Source organism: Massilia aurea, assembly GCF_014200505.1.
In the GTDB taxonomy this organism is placed as follows: domain Bacteria; phylum Pseudomonadota; class Gammaproteobacteria; order Burkholderiales; family Burkholderiaceae_D; genus Telluria; species Telluria aurea_B.
Genome location: NZ_JACHBX010000004.1, coordinates 124620 through 146135, shown reverse-complemented (window position 1 = coordinate 146135; position 21516 = coordinate 124620). Strand labels below are relative to the sequence as shown.

The window sequence follows — 21516 nt, the reverse complement described above, 5'->3', positions numbered from 1 at the left end:
GATTGATACACAGCGCACCAGATGGGGCGATCTCCTACAATTACAAGGGGAATTGCAGAAAAGCCATCTGAAATTCAGGCAAATGCGGCCCTGCAGCGCCAACAACCCGCTATTTTAGCAGGTTGTCAACAGGCAAGTCGGTATGGACTAGTTGGGAGCGCCGAGGCTCTTGGCGCGCGCGGCGCCGCGTTCGGCATCGATGCGGCGTGCTTCGCGCTGCGCCGGCGTGAGGATGGTGGGCCAGCCGATCAGGTGCTGCTCGGCGATTTCGGCCAGGCCGCGAATCCAGGCGGGCGACGCGTTCAGGCACGGGATGTAATGAAACTCCTTGCCACCGGCCGCTTCGAAATCGTGGCGCACTTCCATCGAGATTTCTTCCAGCGTTTCCAGGCAGTCGCTGGTAAAGCCCGGGCAGATCATGTCGATGCGCTCGAGGCCATCGCGCGCCAGTTGCGCGACGGTTGGCGCGGTGTATGGCTGCAGCCATTCGGCCTTGCCGAAGCGCGACTGGAACGTGACCATGTACTCGTCCTGCGACAGGTCGAGCGCGGTCGCCAGCAGGCGCGCGGTTTTATAGCACTCGCAGTGGTACTGGTCGCCCAGCAGCAGGGTGCGCTTGGGCACGCCGTGAAAGCTCATCACCAGCTTCTGGCCGCGGCCATGATTGTCCCAGTGCGCCAGCACATTGTCGCGCAGCGCGTGGATATAGCCTTCGTGGTCGTGATAGTGCTTCACCAGGCGCAGCTCGGGAATGTTGCGCACCTTCGCGTAGTGCTGAAACACGGCATCCCAGATCGAGGCGGTGGTGGTGCCGGAATATTGCGGGTAGGCGGGCAGCACGACGATGCGGTCGACGCCTTCCTCTTTCAGGCGATCGAGCACCTCGGGCATCGATGGCGAGCCGTAGCGCATCGCCATCGCCACAGTGACGTCTTCGTGGCCGCGCTCGGTCAGCATCGCTTGCAGGCGCGTCGCTTGCAGGGCCGTGTTCACGCGCAGGGGCGAACCGTCGCGGGTCCAGATCGTGCGGTATTTCGCGGCCGACTGACCCGAGCGGAACGGCAGGATGATCAGGTGCAGGATGCACCACCAGACCAGGCGCGGCACCTCGACCACGCGCGGATCGGACAGGAACTGCTTCAGGTAGCTGCGCACCTTGCCGCGTGTGGGCTCGTCCGGCGTGCCGAGGTTGACCAGCAAGACCGCGCTGCGCGGGATGGTACCGTGGGTGTAAGGCGGTTCAGGGCGAAATGACATGGGGGCGTAGTGAAGACAGGATCTGGCCATTATAAGTCTGGCATGTCCTGCCCGCAGGACCCAACAGCGGGTCAGCGCGCTTTGGGTTGCCGGTCCGTGGTGTTCGAACCACGGACCGGCAAGGCTAGCGCGAGGTCAGAATCAGAATCAGGTGCTCACGTGCAGGCGCACGTCGATGTTGTTGCGGGTGGCGTTCGAGTACGGGCACACGATGTGGGCCTTGTCGACCAGCTCCTGCAGCTGGGCCTGGTCCATGCCCGGGCCCTTGATGCTCAGATCGACTTCGATGCCGAAGCCCGTCGGGATCTGGCCGATGCCGACGTCGCCGGTGATGGTCAGGTCGGCAGGCAGCGTGACCTTGGCCTGGCCCGCCACAAATTTCAGCGCGCCCAGAAAGCAGGCCGAGTAGCCAGCGGCAAACAACTGCTCGGGATTGGTGCCCGCGCCGCCACCGCCGCCCAGTTCCTTCGGCGTGGACAGCGTCACGTCCAGGGCGCCATCCGAACTTTTCGACGTGCCTTCACGGCCGCCTTGCGACGTGGCTTGTGCGCGATACAGGACTTTTTCGATGCTCATGCGAGTTCCTTCCGGAGTGGTTGTGGGGGTGTTTACTGTGCCACAAAAACACCCGGGGCCCGCGCATGCAAGCCATCACGACGCCAGCAACTCCCTTGCATGCTTGCGTGTGGTCTCGGTAATTTCGATCCCGCCCAGCATGCGCGCCACTTCCTCGACCCGCGCGCGCTTGTCGAGCACGTCGATGCGCGAGACCGTGCGGCCGGCATCGGTCGTGCCCTTGGCCACCTGGAAGTGCTGGTTTGCCTGGCTGGCCACCTGCGGCAAGTGCGTCACGCACAGCACCTGGCGTTGCTGGCCCAGGCGCTTGAGCAGGCGCCCCACCACCTCGGCCACGCCGCCGCCGATGCCGGTGTCGACTTCGTCAAAAATCAGCGTCGGCACGGTCGTCGCATTCGACGTGATGACGGAGATCGCCAGCGAGATGCGCGCCAGCTCGCCGCCCGACGCGACCTTGGCCAGTGCCCGCGGCACGACGCCCGCGTGACCCGCCACCAGGAATTCAATGTGTTCCAGGCCATGCGCGCCCGGCTCGCCGCGGTTCAGGCCGATGGCGAAACTGCCGCCACTCATGCTGAGCTCCTGCATCGCCGCCGTCACCTGCGATCCCAGCTCGTGCGCCGCGGCCGCACGCCGCACCGACAGGCGCCCGGCCACATCCATGTACGCCGCTTCGGCCTTTTCTTCCTGCTTGCGCAGGCCGTCGATGTCGGTGGCATCGGCCAGCTGGCGCAGCTTGGTGGCCAGCAGCGCGTGTTCGTCCGGCAGTTCTTCGGGCGTGACGCGGTACTTGCGCGCCGCCGTGTGCAGCGCTTCCATGCGCGCGTCGACTTCGCGCAGGCGCGCCGGGTCGAGCTCGACCTTGTCGATGTACGTGTTCAGCTCGGACACCGCTTCTTGCAGCTGGATGCGCGCCGGCTCCATGCAGTCGAGCACCGATTGCAGCTGCGTATCGACGTCGACCAGCTTGCCCAGCTTGGCGTTGAGGGTCGACAGTTGCGACAGGATCGGGTGGTCGGATTCGGAGATCGCCGCCAGCGCTTCCTGCGCGCCTTCGAGCAGCGTCGCGGCGTGCGACAGGCGGCTGTGCTCGTTGCCGATGTCGAGCCACTCGCCGGCTTTCGGTGCCAGCTTGTCGAGTTCGGCCACTTGCCACTCGAGGCGCTCGCGCTCGATCAGCACGTTCTTGGCATCGGCTTCGTATTCTTCGCGCTGGCGCACCAGCGCGCGCCAGGTGCGCCAGGCTTGCGACACTTCTTGCGCCTCGATGCGCGCGGCCGGATCGCGCACGCCGATCTGGTTGTCGAGCAGCGCGCGCTGGGCGTCGGGCTTGAGCAGGCTCTGGTGCGCGTGCTGGCCGTGGATGTCGACCAGCAGGTCGCCCAGCTCGCGCAGTTGGGCCGCCGTGGCGGCGACGCCGTTGATATAGCCCTTGGAGCGGCCGGCGTTGTCGATCACGCGGCGCAGCAGCGCCCCGCCCTCGTCAGCGCTGAAGTCGTGTTCGGCCAACCAGACACGCGCCACCTCGGTCGGTGCGAAATCAGCGGTGATGTCGGCTTTGGCGGCGCCTTCGCGCACCATGCTGGCATCGCCGCGGCCGCCCAGCGCCAGCTGCAGCGCATCGATCAGGATCGACTTGCCGGCGCCGGTTTCGCCGGTGAACACCGAGAAGCCGTTCGAGAATTCCAGTTCGATGGCGTCGACGATGACGAAGTCGCGGATGGTAAGTGTGCGCAGCATGAAAAATCGGGTCTCCGGCGGTTAGGGCGATTCTTTGACGACTCTGTAGCAAATGCGGGCGGCTGCGATGGCTAGCTTACTTGAGCCTGCCGTCGTTGGTGGGGTACTCGTTCCAGTGCAGCTTCTGGCGCAGCGTGTGGTAGTAGCTCCAGTCGAGTGGGTGCAGGAACGTGATCGTGTGCGGCGAGCGCGAAATCACGATCTGGTCGCCCAGTTGCAGGCTCGTGAAAGTCTGCATGTCGAAGTTGACGCTGATGTCGCGCCCGCTGACCAGTTCAACGACGATCTCGCTGGTGTCGGGCACCACGATCGGCCGGTTCGACAGCGCATGCGGCGCGATCGGCACCAGCACCGTGCCGCCCAGGCTAGGATGCAGCAATGGCCCGCCGGCAGACAGCGCGTACGCCGTCGAGCCGGTGGGCGTGGAGACGATCAGGCCGTCCGAGCGCTGGTTGTACATGAATTGACCGTCGACGCTCAGTTTGAGTTCGACCATGCCGGCGCCGGTGCCGCGCGCCACGACGACGTCGTTGACCGCGACGCTGGAAAAGATCAGCGCACCATCGCGCATCACGCGCGCTTCTAACAGCGTGCGCTCTTCGCGCCGCGCGCGGCCCTGCAGGATGCTGCTCAGTTGCGGCAGCATGTCGTCCAGCGCGATATCGGTGATGAAGCCCAGGCGCCCCAGGTTGATGCCGATGAGGGCGATATCGTATTCGGCCAGCTGGCGCGCAATGCCGAGCATGGTGCCGTCGCCGCCAACGACGATGCCGATCTGCGCCTGGACGCCGAGCTCGGCCACGGTCATCGATTCGAGATTGTCGAGCGCGAGATTGGCGGCGGTATCGGCCTCGAACACGACGCGGTAGCCGGCCGCGGCCAGAAAATCGCGGATGCGGCTGACCGGCTCTTCGACGCCTGGCGTGTTATGCCGCACCACGAGCGCGATGATCTGTTGCGGTTGGGGCGAAGCGGGCATGGCGATCTCGGCAGTAGTAGGTTAACAACACGCTGGAGATTAACCGATAATTCCTGCGGCTGCCATAGCAGCGCTCGGCAAACACTGTACAGATGCACAGTATACCGGTCGCCGCCCCCGTCCCGCAAGTTCAGCCCACGAGTGCCGCGCCCATGGCAACCATCACTGCGAGGATCAGGCTCAGCACATGAAGCAGGCTCAGCACGATCCAGCGCAGGCCCGTGGCCAGGCGCGCGCCGCCATACACCCTGTGCATCGCCAGCGGCAGATACAAGAGCAGCCACAGCGACAGCGGCAGTTCCAGGAAATCCAGCATTGGCGGCAGCGTCAACAGCACGCTGAACATCAGGAAGGCAAACGCATTGGTGTGCAGCGCAAACAGGAAATGCTCACCGTAGCGCCGCCCCGTGCGCACGTACAGGATCCGCAGGTAAAGCGCGAATAATGGCATCAGCGCGAATACCGCATACGGCGTATAGCTGAAGAATGCCCCCTTGAGCGCCACTTCCTGATCGCGCCGCGGCAGGTCGAGGAAGTGCTGGACTTTCTGACCCAGGGTGGTGTTGAAGGATCCGGCGCCAGTCACGAGCGGCGCGACGGCGCGCTTGAATTCAGTGGCAGGCTCGGGGGCTTTCCTGTCACCCGACACGACGACGGCCGACGGTGGGATCTCTTCGCCGAGATTGATCACTTCCATCCCACTGAACTTGAACAGCGCAAAAAAGATGATGCTGAACGTCAGATACAGGCGCAGCGGCTGCAGGTAGCGGGCGCGCCGGCCTTCGATGTATTCGCAGGTGAGAAAGCCCGGCTTGAAGAGTAACCCGCCAAGCGACTTCCACAGCGCGCCTTCGAGTGCGACGTAGTGCGCGATGAATTCGTGCAGGAACTCGCGCGCGCTCGGCACGTGCAGGTGCGTGGCCTGGCCGCACTGATGACAATAGTTGCCATCGGTGGCGGCGCGGCAGTTCTTGCAGACCGCCGTGGCGTGCTGCGGCAGGGTATCAGGCGTCACGGTGCATCTTCCGTAGAGACATTCAGTATCCTATCTTAGCCAAGTAATTGCAAAAAAGCATCATATTTACAAAGTTCAATTGAGCGACCGTTTTGGGCGTGGGCAGTTAGGATGAGGATGACGAAAATACAAAAGGAGATCGCGATGGCGACCAATGCAAAAGACCGCGCCGTGAATACGGACGAACCGATGGGCAACGATGGCGTCAAACGCCAGCCGCACGAACGCGATGAAACGCCGGATGGCCAGGACACCGAGCCACGCGGCATCATGAAGCAGGCTGCCAGCGACCTCGAACAAGGCCTGATCGATACCGAAGCACGCGGCACGCCCGGCATCTCGGCGGCTGTCGATGCGGCGCCCGGCGCGAGTGGCCAGGCCACCCCGCTACCGGACCGCCATCGCGACATGCGCGACCACGAGGCCGAACCGGCGCCCGAGGCAAAAGACGACGACGATACTGACAACACCAACGAAAGGAACTAAGACATGACAATCAAACGCGACGGCAGCGCCGTATGGAGTGGTGGCATCAAGGATGGCAAGGGCCAGGTGTCGACCGGCAGCGGCGCACTGAAGGACCAGCCATATGGCTTCAACACCCGCTTTGAAGATGCGCCAGGCACCAACCCGGAAGAACTGATCGGTGCGGCGCACGCAGGCTGCTTCACGATGGCACTGTCGGGCCAGCTCGGCCAGGCCGGCCTGACCGCCGACGAACTGCGCACCAAGGCCACCGTGTCGATGGAAAAAGTCGAAGGCGGCTTCTCGATCACGGCGATCCACCTGGAACTGCGCGCGAAGATCCCGGGCGCGAGCCAGGAAGCCTTCGACAAGGCAGCGACCACGGCAAAGGAAAACTGCCCGGTGTCGAAGCTGCTGAACGCCACTATCACACTCGACGCCAAGCTCGAGAGCTGATAGCAAGATCGGATGCGCATCGGGCCCTGTCCGGCAAGGAAACCGTCGAAGGCATAAAATGACGGTCTTTCCGAACCACATAAGGCACACACGATGCGCATCCTGCATACCATGTTGAGGGTCGGCGACCTGCAACGCTCCATCGACTTCTACACCACCGTGCTGGGCATGAAACTGCTGCGCACGAGCGAGAACGCCGAGTACAAATACAGCCTGGCCTTCCTTGGCTACGGCAGCAATCCCGATCACGCCGAACTCGAGCTGACCTATAACTGGGGCACCGACAGCTACGACATGGGCACGGCCTACGGCCACATCGCCATCTCCACCGCTGACATCTACGCCACCTGCGACCAGGTGCGTGCAGCTGGCGGCAACATCTCGCGCGAGCCGGGCCCGGTCAAGGGCGGCAGCACCGTGATCGCCTTCATTACCGATCCGGACGGCTACAAGGTCGAGCTGATCGAACGCGCCGACAACGCCAGCGGTGGCGGCCTGAGCAAGTAAGCCTGCCGCCTGCAGGGATCGCGCGGCGCTGCTACAATCGCCGCGCCTGCATCCTGCAGGCATCTACAACATTACGTCTTCGGGGCGGGGTGCAATTCCCCACCGGCGGTATGACCGGCAACGGTCGAGCCCGCGAGCGCCTGCCCGGCACCATGCCGGGCAGGGTCAGCAGATCTGGTGCGATGCCAGAGCCGACGGTATAGTCCGGATGAAAGAAGATGTGCGCGTTCACGCGCCCGGCCTGCCCTGCCTTGCGTGGGGCAGATGGGCGTGCGGCTGCGCTTTGCCCTGATGCGTTTTTCGCCCACTTTGCGAGGAGCGTTTCACATGCTGGTTTCTACCTATACCCTTTTCAGTCACGACCTGGAAGGCCGCATCGCCGCGGCGCTGGATGCCATGCGCGCCGGCATTCCGGTCATCCTGCTTGACGATTTCGATCGCGAGAACGAGGCCGACCTGATCGTCGCCGCCGAACACATCACCAGCGACACCATGGCCCTGATGATCCGCGAATGCAGCGGCATCGTCTGCCTGTGCCTGCCTGATGACAAGGTCCGCGCACTTGAACTGCCGCCAATGGCGCCGGACAATGGCAGCCGCTTTGGCACGCCGTTCACGGTCTCGATCGAGGCGCGCCATGGCGTGACCACCGGCGTCTCGGCCGCCGACCGCGTGACCACGATCCGGGCCGCCATCGCGCATGACGCCCGGCCGGACGACGTCGTGCGCCCGGGCCACGTATTCCCGCTGCGCGCCACGCCCGGCGGCGTGCTGGCCCGCGCCGGACACACCGAAGGTTCGGTCGACCTGGCCCGGCTGGCCGGTCTGCAGCCGGCAGCCGTGCTGTGCGAATTGATGAACGCCGATGGCACGATGATGCGCGGGGAGCAGATCGAACAGTTCGCTGCAGAGCGCGATTTTCCGATCCTGACGATTGCTGAACTGATTCAGTGGCGCAAGGCGCGAGGGCTATAGATTATTGTAGGGTGGACGGGTTCTCCGTCCACGCGTTCAACGACACTCACGATGCCACAAACCGGGGTAGGTTTGAACGCGTGGACGGCATAGCCGTCCACCCTACGTAGTTACTCCACCAGCAAACTGTTCACCGGCGTCAGATCGGTCTCGCGCAGCGAACCTGCCGCCGCTTTCAGGCGCAAGCCATTGACGATCACGTCATAGCGCGCACGCGACAGGTCGGTACGGGTCTGGTACAGCTGGCGCTGGGCATTGAGCACGTCGATATTGATCCGCACGCCCACCTGGTAGCCAAGCTTGTTCGATTCGAGCGCCGACTGGCTCGACACTTCCGCCGCCTCCAGTGCTTTCACTTGTGCCAGGCCGCTGTTCACGCCGAGGAATGACTGGCGTGCCTGCAGCGCTGCATTGCGGCGCGTTGCTTCCAGCTCGTTGCGGGCGCGGTCTTCCAGCGCGATCGATTCGCGCACGCGGCTGGTGACGGCGTAACCGCTGAAGATCGGCACGCTCCACTGCAGGCCGATCGCATTGTTCTTGGTGTCGCCCGAACTGCCGGTGCGGCCGTTGACGTCGCGGCGCGTCGAGCTGGCCACGAGGTCGAGCGTCGGCATGTGCCCGGCGCGGTTGCGCGAGATGTCGCGCGTGGCGATTTCCACCTGGAGCTGGCTGACCGTCACGCCATAGTTCTGGTTCTCGGCCGACGACACCCACGGATCGACCGTGGCCGGCTGCGGCACGGCCAGCGTGGTACCCGGCTTGAGCGCTGCCAGGTTGCCCGGCGCAGTGCCGATGATGGCCTGCAGCGCGTTGCGCTTGTTGTCCAGGTCATTGACGGCAGCAAATTCCTGCGCCAGCACCAGGTCATACGCGGCTTGCGCCTCGTGCGTATCGGTGATGGTCTGGGTGCCCACTTCAAAATTGCGCTTGGCCGATGCCAGTTGCTCGGTGGTGGCGTCCTTCTGGGCGCGGGTCGATTCCAGCTTGTCTTGCGCCGCCAGCACGTCGAAGTAGGCCTGCGCCACGCGCGTGATCAGGTCCTGCTGGGCCTGGGCAAACTGGGCTTCGCCGATGGCTTGCTGCAGCTTGCTCTGCTGGTAGGTTTCCCAGCGATCCCAGCGATACAGCGGCTGCTGCAGCGCCAGCGTGTATTCGTTGGTGCGCAGGTTCGAGCCACTGCTGTTGATGGTGCCCGGCTGGCCGTTCGGCAAGGTGCCGAGCTGGCCGACATTCCATGGATCGAAATCATTGTCGTTCTTGCTGAGTGCACCGCTGATGCCAACGGTCGGGAGTAGCCCTGCACGCCCCTGGATGATGCGCTCGCGGCTCGCCGACAGCGAAGCACGCGCACTCGCGTACGTCGCGTCATTGGCCAGTGCCTGCTGATACACCTGGATCAGGTCGGCAGCACCGGCGTTGAGCGAGAAGCACGCGCTCGCAAGCAGCACGGCGATAAGGGGTTTCTGCATTGCTATCTCCACAGGGGTCATCAAGTTTTTGGAATCAGGTCAATACGTCGGCATCGACGGATCGACTTGCAAAGCCCAGGCGTGTATCCCGCCCGTCAAGTTGGTTACATTGCTAAATCCATTGCGCTCGAGGAAGGCAGCAACCTGCATGCTGCGCGCCCCGTGGTGGCAGATGCAGACGACCTCGCGGTCGTCGTCGATCTCGGTCACGCGCACCGGAATCAGGTTCATCGGAATCTGGGTCGAGCCGGCAATCCGGCACGTCTCGAATTCCCAGTTTTCACGCACGTCGAGCAGCAGCGGCTGCTCGCGCGCCGGGTCGGCCAGCAAGGCGGCCAATTCGGGAGCAGTAATCTGTTGCATCACGGCGCCCTCAGAACGTGAAACCGGACGGCTTCGATGCGCCCGTCAGCGGCTTGGCGACAGTCTCGAACACGGTGACCGCCTCATGCGCGGTAGCCGAGGTGCGGGTGATCAGCTGGCACGTCATGGCCGGCGCAGCACCGACGATCGCGATCATGCGGCCACCGATTTTCAGTTGCTTGATCAGCGACTCCGGCAGCAGCGGCAGCGCGCCCGACACGACGATCACGTCGTAGTCGGTGCCGGTGGCCCAGCCCTGGGCGCCATTGCCCACTTCGACCGCGACATTGGTGATGCCGGCAGCGTCCAGGTTCTGCTTGGCCTGGGCGGCGGTTTCCGGCAGGATTTCAACGCTCGTCACGTGACGCGCCTTGCTCGCCAGCAGCGCTGCCAGGTAGCCCGAACCGGTGCCGATCTGCAGCACGTTGTCGCCCTGCTTGACGCCAGCCTCTTGCGCCATGCGCGCTTCAACCTTCGGATTGAGCATGGCTTCGCCGCCCGGCAGCGGGATTTCGGTGTCGGCAAATGCCAGGTTCTGATACGCCAGTGGCACGAATTGTTCACGCTTGACCACGTGCAGCAGGTCGAGGATGTCCTGGTCCAGCACATTCCAAGGACGGATCTGCTGTTCGATCATATTGAAGCGGGCTTGTTCGATATTCATTTCAGTTCTCGGTGGAAAAATAAACAATCCGATATTCTAATCCGTGAACGGTGCTGGAACCTACCTGAATAGGTATCTCGAGGCACATCTTATCGACGCACGCCTTCCCCAGAGGAAAATTGCGACAGTCTGCAGTTTGGAGGGGATGAACGCCAGAAAACCGTCCCTGGCGTGAACGGGCGTTTAGCGGGCAGGTTGGCCAGCCGGCACGAGGCCATTGAGGGTGATGTCGAGGAAGGCGTCGAGGAAGGCTTCGGGATGCAGGTCGCAGCGCTCGCACGGGGCGATGGTGTGTTTCCAGGTGGACAGCATCAGCATCGGCGCGATCAACACCTGGGTGGTCTGGGAAATATCGATCGCACGAAACTCGCCGCGCTGCACGCCGCGCTCGAGCATGCTGGAAATCATGCGCATGCCGCGGCTCATGACTTCGGTCTGGTAAAAGCGCGCCAGCTCGGGGAAATTATCGGCTTCCGCAAAGATCAGCTTGCTGATGCCGGACGCCTTGGTCGCGCCCACGCGATGCCACCACGACAGGATCACGCTGCGCAGCAGGTCGGCGCTGTGGCCTTCGAATTCAGCCACCGAGATTTCGGCCTGCCCCAGCATCGGCACGATACTCTGGCGCACGACGGCCTTGAACAGGTCTTCCTTGTTGGTGTAATACAGATACAAGGTGCCCTTGGACACACCGGCGCGTTTGGCCACGTCTTCCAGGCGGGTGGAGGCAAAGCCGCGCTCGACGAACAGCTCGACGGCAGCCGAAAGCAACTCCTGCGGCCGCGCTTCCTTGCGACGTTCCCAGCGTGGCTTGCTGTCTGTTTGGCAGTCCATTTTCCCACTCAGAAATTATCTAAGGAACAACCAATATAGACCTGTCATGTTGTTGCCGTCAAGCGACCGCTGCCTGACTAAAAATAGGTTGTTTTTTGCCACAAAAAGTACGAACCACATCATCTGATGCAGGCGTCGCGGTCCGATGTATACTTGCGGTCTGCCACTTTTCAAACGCCATGCTGTCCACTTCTGTCCCCTTCCAGTGCCGGCCGCAATGCGGCGCCTGCTGCACCGCCCCGTCTATCACCAGCCCGATCCCTGGCATGCCTAATGGCAAGCCGGCAGGCGTGCGTTGCGTGCAATTGGGAGAGGACGAGCGCTGCCGCATCTTTGGGCAGCCCGAGCGGCCCGCCTTTTGCGGCGGGCTGCAACCGTCGCACGAGATGTGTGGCGATACGCGGACGCAGGCGATGGTGTGGTTGGGTGAGCTGGAACGGCTGACGTCGCCCGAGCCCGTATGAATATGGTGGCTTAGATCGCTGGCTTGCCGCGTGCCTGTTGCACGCGCTGGAACAGGCCGCCAAGCGTCAGGCCGTCGTGCCAGATGTCCGCCAGCAAGACGCCATAGCGTTCGCGCAGTGCGCGCGCCAATGGTTCGATGTCGGTGGCGTCGGGCATCCAGCGCGTTGGCTTGGCAGCGCGCACGACATTGAGCACCGGATCGTCAGGGCGCAGATGCAAGCGGTCGCAAGCGCGAAAAGCGCAGGCCGAGCCACACACGGCGAGGAAATCGCGGATGTCCTTGCGGGATGCGGAAGGGAAAGAACTACGCCACGCCCGGCCCTGAAAAGGCCGGTAACGCAAGGCGTTGGGCAACTGCCAATCATGAAATGCTACCCAGGCCAGCGCAGCAAGAATGAGGACAAGAAAAAGACTCATGGGCTTGAGTGTAGCACGCGTTTTTACGCATGACACATCTTTACAGCGAGATTAAAACGGCCTTGATGCCATCCGCAGCAGCTCGTACGGTTCAGTTAGCCCAACGGCAGCCGCCCCGCTCATGGTAAGCTCTGCCCCCTCGCATGTACCTCCCACAGTTCACTTCCACAGCACAAAAACACCATGGATATCGTTCTCGCCATTAAGGCAATCATCATGGGCCTGGTCGAGGGTTTCACTGAATTCCTTCCGATTTCGTCGACCGGCCACCTGATCCTGATGGGCAGCTTGCTCGATTTCACGGGCACCAAGGCAACCGTTTTCAAGATTGTCATCCAGGCCGGCGCCATGCTGGCCGTGGTTTGGGAATACCGTGCGCGCATCGCGAAGGTGTTCGCCGGACTGGGCGCCGATCCCGTCCAGCAGCGCTTTGCGCGCAATGTCGTGATCGCATTCTTTCCCGCCGCCATTGCCGGCGTGCTGTTCAGCGCGGCCATTACCGAAGTGCTGTTCCACCCGATTCCCGTGGCCGTCGCCCTGGTGCTCGGCGGTATCGTCATCCTGTGGGTCGAACACCGCAACCGCCAGAATCCCAAGCCGGCGCGGGTCGAGACGGTCGACGACATGAGCATGCTCGATGCACTCAAGGTCGGCTTCGCGCAAGCGTTCGCGCTGATCCCGGGCACCAGCCGTTCGGGCTCGACGATCATCGGCGGCATGCTGTTCGGCCTGTCGCGCAAGGCGGCCACCGAATTCTCGTTTTTCCTGGCCATGCCCACGATGCTGGGCGCCACGGTCTACTCGATCGCCAAGGAGCGCGACCTGCTGTCGATGGCCGATGTGCCGCTGTTTAGCCTGGGCTTTTTCTCAGCGTTTATTTCCGCATTCCTGTGCGTGCGCTGGCTCCTGCGTTACATCAGCACACACGACTTCACGATCTTTGCCTGGTACCGTATCGTATTCGGTATCCTGATCCTCGTGACCGCCCAATTCGACCTGCTTACCTGGGCGGACTAAACCTGCAGCATCAGCCGGTCCAATACACAGCTTGAACACTCTGTCCGACATTGATCGTATGAATTCAGACACCGGCGCCGACATGGTCACCGACACTGGCGCCGACCTCAGCGCGCGTGCGCTTCACGTGCTCGAGACCGTCTTCGGCTACCCCGCCTTCCGCGGCCAGCAGGGCGAGATCGTCGAGCACGTGGCCAGTGGCGGCGACGCGCTGGTCCTGATGCCCACCGGCGGCGGCAAGTCGCTGTGCTACCAGATTCCCGCGCTGCTGCGCGACGGCGTCGGCGTGGTCATCTCGCCGCTGATCGCGCTGATGCAGGACCAGGTCGATGCGCTCGAAGAAGTCGGCGTGCGCGCCGCGTTCCTCAATTCGACCCAGACGTTCGAAGAAGCGATGCGCATCGAGCGCCTCGTGCGCACCGGCGAGATCGATCTGGTCTACGTGGCGCCCGAGCGCCTGATGACGCAGCGCTGCCTCGAGCTGTTCGACGCATCGAAGATCTCGCTGTTCGCGATCGACGAAGCGCACTGCGTCTCGCAATGGGGCCACGACTTCCGCCCCGAGTACATCCGCCTGTCGATCCTGCACGAGCGTTTCCCGAACGTGCCGCGCATCGCGCTCACGGCGACGGCCGACCAGCAAACGCGCGCCGAGATCGCGCTGCGCCTGCAACTGGGCGAAGCGCGCCAGTTCGTTTCGTCGTTCGACCGCCCCAACATCCGCTACTCGATCGTCGAGAAAGCCAACGGCCGCAAGCAGCTGCTCGACTTCATCGCCGGCGAGCATTCGGGCGACTCGGGCATCGTCTACTGCCTGTCGCGCAAGAAGGTCGAAGAAACCGCCGACTTCCTCAACGAAAACGGCATCCGCGCCATGGCGTACCACGCCGGCATGGAATACGCGGTGCGCGCCAAGAACCAGGCGCGCTTCCTGCGCGAAGAAAACATCGTCATGGTCGCCACCATCGCCTTCGGCATGGGCATCGACAAACCCGATGTACGCTTCGTGTGCCACCTCGATCTGCCAAAAAGCATCGAAGGCTATTACCAGGAGACCGGCCGCGCCGGCCGTGACGGCGGCCCCGCCAGCGCCTGGATGGCCTACGGCCTGCAAGACGTTGTCCTGCAGCGCCGGATGATCGACGAATCCGAGGCCGACGAAACGTTCAAGCGCGTGCTGTCGATGAAGCTCGACGCCATGCTCGGCCTGTGCGAAACCCTGTCGTGCCGCCGCATGCGCCTGCTCGACTATTTCGGCGAACGCTCGGGCCCGTGCGGCAACTGCGACACCTGCCTGATCCCGCCGGTGAGCTTCGATGGCTCGGTGCCGGTGCAAAAGCTTCTTTCCACCATCTACCGGGTCGACCAGCGCTTTGCCGGCGGCCACGTGATCGACGTGCTGCGCGGCGCAACCACCGAGCGCATCACCCAGTGGCACCACGACAAGCTCACCGTGTATGGCGTTGGCGCCGACCGCAGCGAGCAGGAGTGGCGCGCCATCCTGCGCCAGGCCATTGCGCTGGGCCTCGTCACCGTCGACCACGACGCCTTCAGTTCGCTCAAGCTCACCGACGCCGCGCGTCCAGTGCTCAAGGGCGAGCAGACGGTGCAGTTGCGCCAGTACCAGAAACCGGTCAAGGCCAAGCGCCCTTCCACGTCGCGCTCGACGTTCGAGGAAGTGGAGCTGTCGCGCTCCGAGCAAGGTATCTTCGAGCGCCTGCGCTCGTGGCGCATGGGCACCGCGCGCGAACACGGCGTGCCGGCGTATGTCGTGTTCCAGGATGCGACGCTGCGCGAGATCGCCAAGGTCAAGCCGACCTCGATCGACCAGCTGCGCGGCGTGACCGGCGTGGGCGAGAAAAAGCTCGTGTCGTATGGCGACGCGATCGTCGCGATCATCAACGAGATGCTCTAGCCTTTACTCGCGAAACAGATAAGTAAAACTGCGGCTGACGGGCAGCATTTCGCTGCTGCCGCGCAGCAGCACCTGCATGCGCTCGGCGTCGATGCGCTCGGCGGCGCGGATCGCCGTCACCTTCACGACCGTGCCGCGATGGATCTGCCAGAAACGGTCGGGATCGAGTCCGCCCAATAAATCCTTCAACGGGATGCGCACCAGCGCCTCCGACCCTTCGAGCACCACGCGCGTGTACTTGGTATCGGCCTGGAAGAACAGTACCTCCTCAACGTCGATCAGGCGGATCTGCTTGCCCACGCTGGCTTTCAGCCACTTCAATTTTTCGTGCGCTGGCGCCGGCGACGCCGCTTTTACTTGCCGGACGACTGCGCTCACATCCATTGGCTGGCTGTCGAGTTTTTCGCGCAGCCGCGCCAGCGCTTTATCCAGGCGCCCCGGCTGGATGGGCTTGAGCAGATAGTCGACCGCGCCCGCGTCGAACGCATCGACGGCGTACTGGTCGTAGGCGGTGACGAACACCACGTGCGCCTGGCGGCCGATGCGCTCGGCTACTTCCAGACCCGACAGGCCGGGCATGCGGATATCGAGGAACACCACGCGCGGCGCATGCTCCAGATAGGCGTCCCAGGCATCGAGGCCATTGTCGACCGCCGCGATCACCTGCGCGTCGGGCCAGGCCAGCGCCAGCATGCCGAGCAGGCGCTCGCGCATCAGCGGTTCGTCTTCGGCGACCAGTATCGTGACGGTCATTGCGCGTCCTTGCGGGGGATGAGGAGTTCGGCCAGCAGGCCCGGTTCGGCTTCGCTCAGCGCCAGGCTGGCGCTCTCGCCATAGGCCAGGCGCAGGCGGCTGCGCACATTCTCCAGGCCCGTGCCGTTGCCGGGCGTGTCGCTCATGCCCACGCCGCTGTCATGCACAGCAATGCGAATGTGATTGGCGTCTTCCTGCGCGGTGACGGTGATTTCGCCGCCGCGCAGCGACGGCTCGATGCCGTGCTTGATCGCGTTCTCGGCCAGGGTCAATACCAGCATGCTCGGGATCCGGGTGGCGGCCAGGCTGGTGGGGAGATCGATCCGGAACCGCAGGCGCTCACCCATCCGGATCTGCATCACGGCCAGATACGATTCGACCAGGCCGAATTCGGTGGCCAGGCTCACCTGCTCGCAGCGCATGTCGCTCATGCTGGCGCGCAGAAAATCGATCAGGTGCGCCGTGAGTTCGGCGGCGCGCGGCGCGCCTTGCTCGGCCAGTTGCTGGACCGCGCCGAGGGTGTTGAACAGGAAGTGTGGTTCGATCTGGGCGCGCAACAGGCGCAGTTGGGTCTCGCTCAGTTCACGGGCCAGGCGAGCCTGCTCGGCGTCCTGCTCAAGCTTCAAGGCGAGCAGCGCATAGTGACGATTGCGCACCGTCGCCAGCACGAAGCCGGGCAACACCACCAGCACCAGGACGCCGAAACCGCTCAACATCAGCACCCTCGGCGCCGACTCCAGCAGGCGCGCCCAGGAGCCCCCCCGAAAAATCATGGCCACTACCGAGCCGAACAAGCCACCCAGCATCCCCAGGAGGATGGTATTGGCAAGCAACTTGCCTCCGCGCAGCGAATACTTTTCATGGTTGAACCAGATCCCGACCAGGGCGGTCAGCACACCCAGCCCGACGCCATTGGCTGCCACGACAGCCCCCAGCATCGACAGCTTGGGCAGAAATGCCATCTTGACCAGCGCGCCGAATACTGAAAAGACCAGACACAGCTTGGCAAGGAGGCGTACCAGCGCCCAGCCACGGTAGGTTACCGAGATGCGATACACCTCCTGGCGCTCGATGTGCGATAGCTTTGCAGCCTTGCACGCCATGGCGCGCCGCCATCCGGCTGGCGCCTGGTCAGCCAGGCCAGGCGTCTTCAACACCGCCAGCAGCTCCTGTTCCCACTCTGTCCACCAGTTCGCGACGCGTCCCCACATGGCTTCCTCCGTTCTCGTCAATGTATAGCAACGAGACCAGTCTGGGGAAGAACCGCTGCCATGGACAGCGGCGCGTGACGAACGACGAAGGGAATGGTGCGAACGACGACTTCTTTACTTGCGCGTGAAGACCAGGTCCCACACACCGTGACCGAGCTTGATGCCGCGGTTCTCGAACTTGGTCAGCGGACGGTAAGCCGGCTGCGGCGCGTAGCCGTCGGCAGTATTGGTCAGTTCGGGCTCGGCGCTCAAGACTTCCAGCATCTGCACTGCGTAGTCTTCCCAGTCGGTCGCCAGGTGCAGGTAGCCGCCAGGGGCCAGCTTCTGGCACAGAAGCTTGACGAACGCCGGTTGGATCAGGCGGCGCTTGTTGTGGCGCGCCTTGTGCCAGGGGTCGGGGAAGAACACGTGCACGCCGTCGAGCGAGCAGTCGACGATCATGTGGTTGAGCACCTCGAACACATCGTGCTGGATCAGGCGCAGGTTGGCAATATCCTGCTCGCCGATCTGCTTGAGCAGGCTGCCGACGCCCGGCGTATGCACTTCGACGCCGATGAAGTCTTTCTCGGGCATCAGCTTGGCGATGTGGGCCGTGGTGTCGCCCATGCCGAAGCCGATTTCCAGGATCACCGGCGCGGTACGGCCGAAGGCCTGCGCCACGTCGAGCGGTTCTTTCTTGTACCCGATCAGGAACTTGGGGCCCAGTTCATCGAAGGCCCGCGCCTGCGCGGTCGACAGCCGGCCCGCGCGCGTGACAAAACTGCGGATGCGGTGTTCGGTGGGATCGTACAGCATGGACCGCGCCGGGCCATTGTTGGGCTTATCAAGAGACATGGGATGTGGGGACGAAGAAAGTGAAGAGGAAAATGCGGCTGTCATTATAGCCGACGCGCCGCGCCGCCCGGATCGGCCATAATCGCGTCTTCACCCAGCTTGCCGGAGTCTGTCCATGCATTCCACGAAACACCCGATCGCCATCGACGAGCATATCGCCGCCGTCAACCTGACCTCATTCCATTACGGCGTGCCAGGCAGCGGCAAGAAGGTCTATATCCAGGCCTCGCTGCACGCGGATGAAGTGCCGGCCATGCTGGTCGCACACGTGCTGCGCCAGGAACTCGAGCGCCTCGACGCCGAAGGCCGCATCAAGGGCGAGGTGATCCTGGTGCCGGTGGCCAATCCGATCGGCCTGGGGCAGGTGATTCACGGCGCGCCGTTCGGCCGCTACGACCTGGCGACCGGCACCAACTTCAATCGCGCCTACCGCCACGTAGCGCAGGATGTGATGGCGGGAGTAGCCGGCCAGCTGGGTCAGGACGCCGCCGCCAACGTCGCGCTGATCCGCCAGCATGCACGGCGTTCGGTGGCCAGCTGGGAGCCTGGCAACCCTACCGCCACGCTCAAGAAAACGCTGCTCACGATGGCGATCGACGCCGACATCATGCTCGACCTGCACTGCGACACCGAGGCGGTGCTGCACATGTACGCGGGCACCCCGCTGGTCGAGGCAGTGCTGCCGCTGGCTGCGCTGATGGAAGCGCGCGTGCTGCTGGTGGCGACGGAATCGGGCGGCGAACCGTTCGACGAAGCGTGCGGCCGCCTGTGGTGGGACCTTACACGCCACTATCCCGATGCCGCGATTCCACCGGCCTGCGTGGCCGTCACGGTTGAACTGCGGGGCGAGAACGACGTCAATTACGACTACGCGCGCAAGGATGCCGATGCGCTGCTGCGCTACCTGGCGCATCAGGGCGTGCTGGATATCCCGGTTGGCGACATGCCCGCCTACGCCTGCGCGCCGACACCGCTCGACGCCGTCGAACCACTGACCGCGCCGCATGCGGGCGTGCTGGTGCTGCGCAAGGCGCTGGGGGAACGGGTCGAAGCAGGCGAGCCGATTGCGGACATCGTCAATCCGGTCAGCGGGCAGGTCACGCCAGTGGCGGCGAGCCGCCCCGGGTTGCTGTTTGCGTGCACCGCGCACCGGCATCTGCTGCGCGGGATGCACGTTTGTAAAGTGGCGGGGACGGACTCGTTCAGGATTGGGGATTTGCTGTCGAGTTGAGGTCGCGCGGTGTTTTGCTGCCCATGACTCGGGCAACTACGGCTGTCAATGCGAGCGCTGGCAGCAGCCATGCGTGGCCGATCTTCAACTCCATCAGCGTCGCGCCGCTGACCAAGCACCAGAGCACCGGGACCAGCCAGAAGATCGCCGGCGCACGCCATGCGAGCAGCACGCCCAGGGTGGCAACGACTGTGGGATCGGGAACGATGCCGAAGACTTCTGCCTGACGCCATTGGCCACCATCGCGAGCCAGCGCCAGCAAGGGATAGGCGAGGATGGCCAGGCCAGACAGACCGAGTGCTAGAGGTTGCGGTGCTGGCGCTGCGTTACTTGGCCTGTATGCGAGCCAGCACAATAGCAGCGCATGCACTGCGAACGCCACAGCAAAGTATGGCGCCGCCGTGTTGATCTCGGCATAGCGCTCCAGGTGATACGCCCATGCGACCCAGCCCCAGGCTGCAGCCAGTACCAGCGCTGCTGATCGTCGCAGGTGCTGGCGTGGCCGCGCGATGGCGCCGAGCACGATGACGCCCGCCACCAGCGCCAGAAAATGTGCAGGCCAGATCGCGGCGTTGTAGCTCTCGATGAGCCGGTAGTAGCTGCGGCTTGAAAACATCAGAAAATCGGACAGCGAATACTTCCACCACTCGCTCATGCCAGCCTTTCGACATCCTGCGCGATGCGCTTGCGCAGCGCCTCGTCCGGCATGCGACCGGTGCCGGCCAGCAGATTCTCGCGCACGTGCGCGACGCTGGACGTGGCCGGAATCGCGCACGTGACGGCCGGATGCGACACGATGAACTTGAGCAGCGCCTGCGCCCACGTCGTGCAGCCGATATCGGCCGCCCAGCCAGGCAACGGCTTCCCGGCCAGCGCCTGCGTCAGGTCGCCCTGGCGAAACGGCCGGTTGACGATCACGCCGATCTTGCGCTCGCGCGCCAGCGGCAGGATGCGCTGCTCGACGTCGCGATCGAGCGCGTTGTACGAGATCTGCACGAAGTCGATCGGCTGCGACGCCATGATTTTCTCGATCTCGGCGTGGCGGCGGCCTTCGGACGTGGTGATGCCGACGTAGCGCAGCCGCCCTTCCCGCTTCATCGCCAGCAGGATTGGCAAATGCTCTTCCCACGACAGCAGGTTATGCACCTGCAGCAGATCGAAGCGCGGCACGCGCCACAACTTGCGCGACGCCTCGACCTGCGCCACGCCACGCGCGCCGCCGCTGACCCAGACCTTGTCGGCCGAGAACAGCCGCACGGGTTTGAGAGTTTGCACCGCCTCGCCGATCACGTCCTGGGCCGAGCCGTACATGGGCGATGAATCGACCAGCCTGCCGCCACCGGCGAAGAACTGGCGCATCACGTCGACCGATTCGCGGCGGCCCTGCAGGTCGCGGCCGACGTTGAAGGTGATCCAGCTGCCAAGGCCGATGACGGGGAGTTGTTCGCCGCTTGAAGGAATCGGTCGGGTAAGCAACGGGGCGGGTGGTGCAGCAGCGAGCAGCGGTGACAGGGCCAGTCCGCTTGAGGCGGCAATCATGGATGCCAGCAGATGACGGCGTGATGGGGAGGTCGGTGGCATGCAGAGCGCTCCTTGCTTGGACGGTGAAACGCAAGGCTACATCGGCGCGACTGAACGTGGCGCAGCGCTACACGGTGGGATGCTGGGTCAGCCATCGTCTACACTACATCATCGCCGTGATCCGACAAGCACATGCCGCATCCAGTTTGAAGGCAGCAAATGTCCAGGAAGTCAATGCCATGCCGAATTTAAGATCTGGAACGATGGTTCCAACACCGGAAGAAGATGCGGAAATTACAGCCGCAGCGATGGATGACCCTGACGCGCGTCCATTGTCCGATAATGAGTGGGAGCTGGTGAAGCCGATACGTAGCGGCGATGTGCCTGTCGATTCGGGGAAATCTTGAACCCAGGCGTTCGCGTCAGGTCATGATTGGAGCGGGTGAAGGGAATCGAACCCTCGTCGTAAGCTTGGGAAGCTTCTGCTCTACCATTGAGCTACACCCGCGTTGCCTGCATTCTACGCGGGTTTTAACGTTGTTGACAACATTGCAGTCTGGAGAGTGTAATCCAGGCAGGAGCTGAAGGAGCTTGTGGTAATTTTGATGGTAGAGATTCATGGCACTTCGATATCGTTTTCGGTACGGGAGCCATCCATGGAAAACGATTTTCAGACAACGGAATCGACGCTGGTAGATTATGAATTGCTGTTGACAGCCAAAAATAAATTGGTAGAATCCACACAGGCCATGCCAGCCTTGCTACCTACCTATAGCGAACCCTCAGGGATGGCAGTTGCAAAGCACATTCAAAACCTTGGTCATTTGATCATGGCGACATTGATGTAAGAGG

At 63.4% G+C, this 21516-nt stretch carries 25 protein-coding genes, 1 tRNA gene and 1 riboswitch; of the genes, 10 read left to right on the top strand and 16 right to left on the bottom strand.

Annotated features, from left to right (window positions below):
* Nucleotides 1–147: 147 nt before the first annotated feature.
* The 5 genes from hemH to HD842_RS17715 all read right to left on the bottom strand — a co-directional run bounded on the left by hemH (nt 148) and on the right by HD842_RS17715 (nt 5567).
* Nucleotides 148–1257, bottom strand: coding sequence for a ferrochelatase (gene hemH, locus HD842_RS17735; protein WP_183556082.1), 1110 nt, complete (start codon nt 1255–1257; stop codon nt 148–150).
* A 147-nt stretch (nt 1258–1404) separates the two neighbouring features.
* The gene (locus tag HD842_RS17730) at nt 1405–1833 is read right to left on the bottom strand and encodes an organic hydroperoxide resistance protein (protein WP_183556081.1); all 429 of its coding nucleotides are present in this window, start codon (nt 1831–1833) and stop codon (nt 1405–1407) included.
* 75 nt (nt 1834–1908) lie between these two features.
* Complete coding sequence (gene recN, locus HD842_RS17725; protein WP_183556080.1) at nt 1909–3573, bottom strand: DNA repair protein RecN; 1665 nt, start codon at nt 3571–3573, stop codon at nt 1909–1911.
* 76 nt (nt 3574–3649) lie between these two features.
* The gene (locus HD842_RS17720) at nt 3650–4552 is read right to left on the bottom strand and encodes an NAD kinase (RefSeq protein WP_183556079.1); all 903 of its coding nucleotides are present in this window, start codon (nt 4550–4552) and stop codon (nt 3650–3652) included.
* Nucleotides 4553–4682: 130 nt separating this feature from the next.
* Entirely contained in the window at nt 4683–5567 is an 885-nt protein-coding gene (locus tag HD842_RS17715; protein ID WP_183556078.1) for a DUF3667 domain-containing protein, read from the bottom strand.
* 144 nt (nt 5568–5711) lie between these two features.
* On the opposite strand from HD842_RS17715, the gene HD842_RS17710 reads away from it, so the two are divergent.
* From HD842_RS17710 to ribB, 4 genes are all read left to right on the top strand, one after another.
* Entirely contained in the window at nt 5712–6053 is a 342-nt protein-coding gene (locus tag HD842_RS17710) for a hypothetical protein (protein ID WP_183556077.1), read from the top strand.
* 3 nt (nt 6054–6056) lie between these two features.
* Nucleotides 6057–6488: an OsmC family protein gene (locus tag HD842_RS17705; RefSeq protein ID WP_183556076.1), complete on the top strand. Its 432-nt coding sequence runs from the start codon at nt 6057–6059 to the stop codon at nt 6486–6488.
* Nucleotides 6489–6581: 93 nt separating this feature from the next.
* On the top strand, nt 6582–6995 hold the full coding sequence (gene gloA / locus HD842_RS17700; protein WP_183556075.1) for a lactoylglutathione lyase: 414 nt from the start codon (nt 6582–6584) through the stop codon (nt 6993–6995).
* Nucleotides 6996–7066: 71 nt separating this feature from the next.
* A riboswitch (FMN riboswitch) is annotated at nt 7067–7219 on the top strand.
* Nucleotides 7220–7322: 103 nt separating this feature from the next.
* Entirely contained in the window at nt 7323–7970 is a 648-nt protein-coding gene (ribB, locus tag HD842_RS17695) for a 3,4-dihydroxy-2-butanone-4-phosphate synthase (protein ID WP_183556074.1), read from the top strand.
* A gap of 110 nt (nt 7971–8080) precedes the next feature.
* On the opposite strand, the gene HD842_RS17690 is transcribed toward ribB, so the two are convergent.
* From HD842_RS17690 to HD842_RS17675, 4 genes are all read right to left on the bottom strand, one after another.
* On the bottom strand, nt 8081–9439 hold the full coding sequence (locus HD842_RS17690; protein ID WP_183556073.1) for a TolC family outer membrane protein: 1359 nt from the start codon (nt 9437–9439) through the stop codon (nt 8081–8083).
* 39 nt (nt 9440–9478) lie between these two features.
* A complete protein-coding gene (locus HD842_RS17685; RefSeq protein WP_183556526.1) occupies nt 9479–9802 on the bottom strand; it encodes a rhodanese-like domain-containing protein in 324 nt (107 codons plus the stop codon).
* Between the two features lie 10 nt (nt 9803–9812).
* Nucleotides 9813–10466, bottom strand: a complete 654-nt coding sequence (locus HD842_RS17680) for a protein-L-isoaspartate O-methyltransferase family protein (protein WP_183556072.1) — start codon at nt 10464–10466, stop codon at nt 9813–9815.
* A gap of 183 nt (nt 10467–10649) precedes the next feature.
* The gene (locus HD842_RS17675; RefSeq protein ID WP_183556071.1) at nt 10650–11300 is read right to left on the bottom strand and encodes a TetR/AcrR family transcriptional regulator; all 651 of its coding nucleotides are present in this window, start codon (nt 11298–11300) and stop codon (nt 10650–10652) included.
* Between the two features lie 179 nt (nt 11301–11479).
* Between HD842_RS17675 and HD842_RS17670 the strand changes: the two genes are divergently transcribed.
* Nucleotides 11480–11764, top strand: a complete 285-nt coding sequence (locus HD842_RS17670) for a YkgJ family cysteine cluster protein (RefSeq protein ID WP_183556070.1) — start codon at nt 11480–11482, stop codon at nt 11762–11764.
* A gap of 10 nt (nt 11765–11774) precedes the next feature.
* Here HD842_RS17670 and HD842_RS24145 read toward each other — a convergent pair whose 3' ends face one another.
* The gene (locus HD842_RS24145; protein ID WP_229424820.1) at nt 11775–11984 is read right to left on the bottom strand and encodes a hypothetical protein; all 210 of its coding nucleotides are present in this window, start codon (nt 11982–11984) and stop codon (nt 11775–11777) included.
* A 381-nt stretch (nt 11985–12365) separates the two neighbouring features.
* On the opposite strand from HD842_RS24145, the gene HD842_RS17660 reads away from it, so the two are divergent.
* Entirely contained in the window at nt 12366–13199 is an 834-nt protein-coding gene (locus HD842_RS17660; RefSeq protein WP_183556068.1) for an undecaprenyl-diphosphate phosphatase, read from the top strand.
* A gap of 58 nt (nt 13200–13257) precedes the next feature.
* Entirely contained in the window at nt 13258–15114 is a 1857-nt protein-coding gene (recQ, locus tag HD842_RS17655; RefSeq protein WP_229424819.1) for a DNA helicase RecQ, read from the top strand.
* Between the two features lie 3 nt (nt 15115–15117).
* Here the strand turns inward: recQ and HD842_RS17650 are convergent, their stop codons facing one another.
* The 3 genes from HD842_RS17650 to trmB form a co-directional block, all read right to left on the bottom strand.
* Nucleotides 15118–15867, bottom strand: a complete 750-nt coding sequence (locus tag HD842_RS17650; RefSeq protein WP_183556067.1) for a LytR/AlgR family response regulator transcription factor — start codon at nt 15865–15867, stop codon at nt 15118–15120.
* Nucleotides 15864–17078: a sensor histidine kinase gene (locus HD842_RS17645; RefSeq protein WP_183556066.1), complete on the bottom strand. Its 1215-nt coding sequence runs from the start codon at nt 17076–17078 to the stop codon at nt 15864–15866. Before HD842_RS17645 ends, HD842_RS17650 begins: the two co-directional genes overlap by 4 nt.
* A 114-nt stretch (nt 17079–17192) precedes the next feature.
* On the bottom strand, nt 17193–17873 hold the full coding sequence (gene trmB / locus HD842_RS17640) for a tRNA (guanosine(46)-N7)-methyltransferase TrmB (RefSeq protein WP_183556065.1): 681 nt from the start codon (nt 17871–17873) through the stop codon (nt 17193–17195).
* A gap of 154 nt (nt 17874–18027) precedes the next feature.
* Here trmB and HD842_RS17635 point away from each other — a divergent pair, with 154 nt between their 5' ends.
* The gene (locus HD842_RS17635) at nt 18028–19143 is read left to right on the top strand and encodes a succinylglutamate desuccinylase/aspartoacylase family protein (protein WP_183556064.1); all 1116 of its coding nucleotides are present in this window, start codon (nt 18028–18030) and stop codon (nt 19141–19143) included.
* On the opposite strand, the gene HD842_RS17630 is transcribed toward HD842_RS17635, so the two are convergent.
* Together HD842_RS17630 and HD842_RS17625 are read right to left on the bottom strand one after the other, a co-directional pair.
* Nucleotides 19115–19798: a DUF6064 family protein gene (locus tag HD842_RS17630; protein ID WP_183556063.1), complete on the bottom strand. Its 684-nt coding sequence runs from the start codon at nt 19796–19798 to the stop codon at nt 19115–19117. The genes HD842_RS17635 and HD842_RS17630 overlap by 29 nt on opposite strands.
* Nucleotides 19795–20724, bottom strand: coding sequence for an aldo/keto reductase (locus HD842_RS17625; RefSeq protein ID WP_183556062.1), 930 nt, complete (start codon nt 20722–20724; stop codon nt 19795–19797). The genes HD842_RS17630 and HD842_RS17625 overlap by 4 nt, the downstream gene beginning before the upstream one ends.
* A gap of 56 nt (nt 20725–20780) precedes the next feature.
* Between HD842_RS17625 and HD842_RS17620 the strand changes: the two genes are divergently transcribed.
* Complete coding sequence (locus tag HD842_RS17620; RefSeq protein ID WP_183556586.1) at nt 20781–21071, top strand: hypothetical protein; 291 nt, start codon at nt 20781–20783, stop codon at nt 21069–21071.
* 27 nt (nt 21072–21098) lie between these two features.
* On the opposite strand, the gene HD842_RS17615 is transcribed toward HD842_RS17620, so the two are convergent.
* Nucleotides 21099–21172: transfer RNA gene (locus HD842_RS17615), tRNA-Gly, on the bottom strand.
* 148 nt (nt 21173–21320) lie between these two features.
* Between HD842_RS17615 and HD842_RS17610 the strand changes: the two genes are divergently transcribed.
* Nucleotides 21321–21512 carry a hypothetical protein gene (locus tag HD842_RS17610; RefSeq protein ID WP_183556061.1) on the top strand — a complete coding sequence of 64 codons (192 nt, stop codon included), beginning with the start codon at nt 21321–21323 and terminating at the stop codon, nt 21510–21512.
* Nucleotides 21513–21516 lie beyond the last annotated feature (4 nt).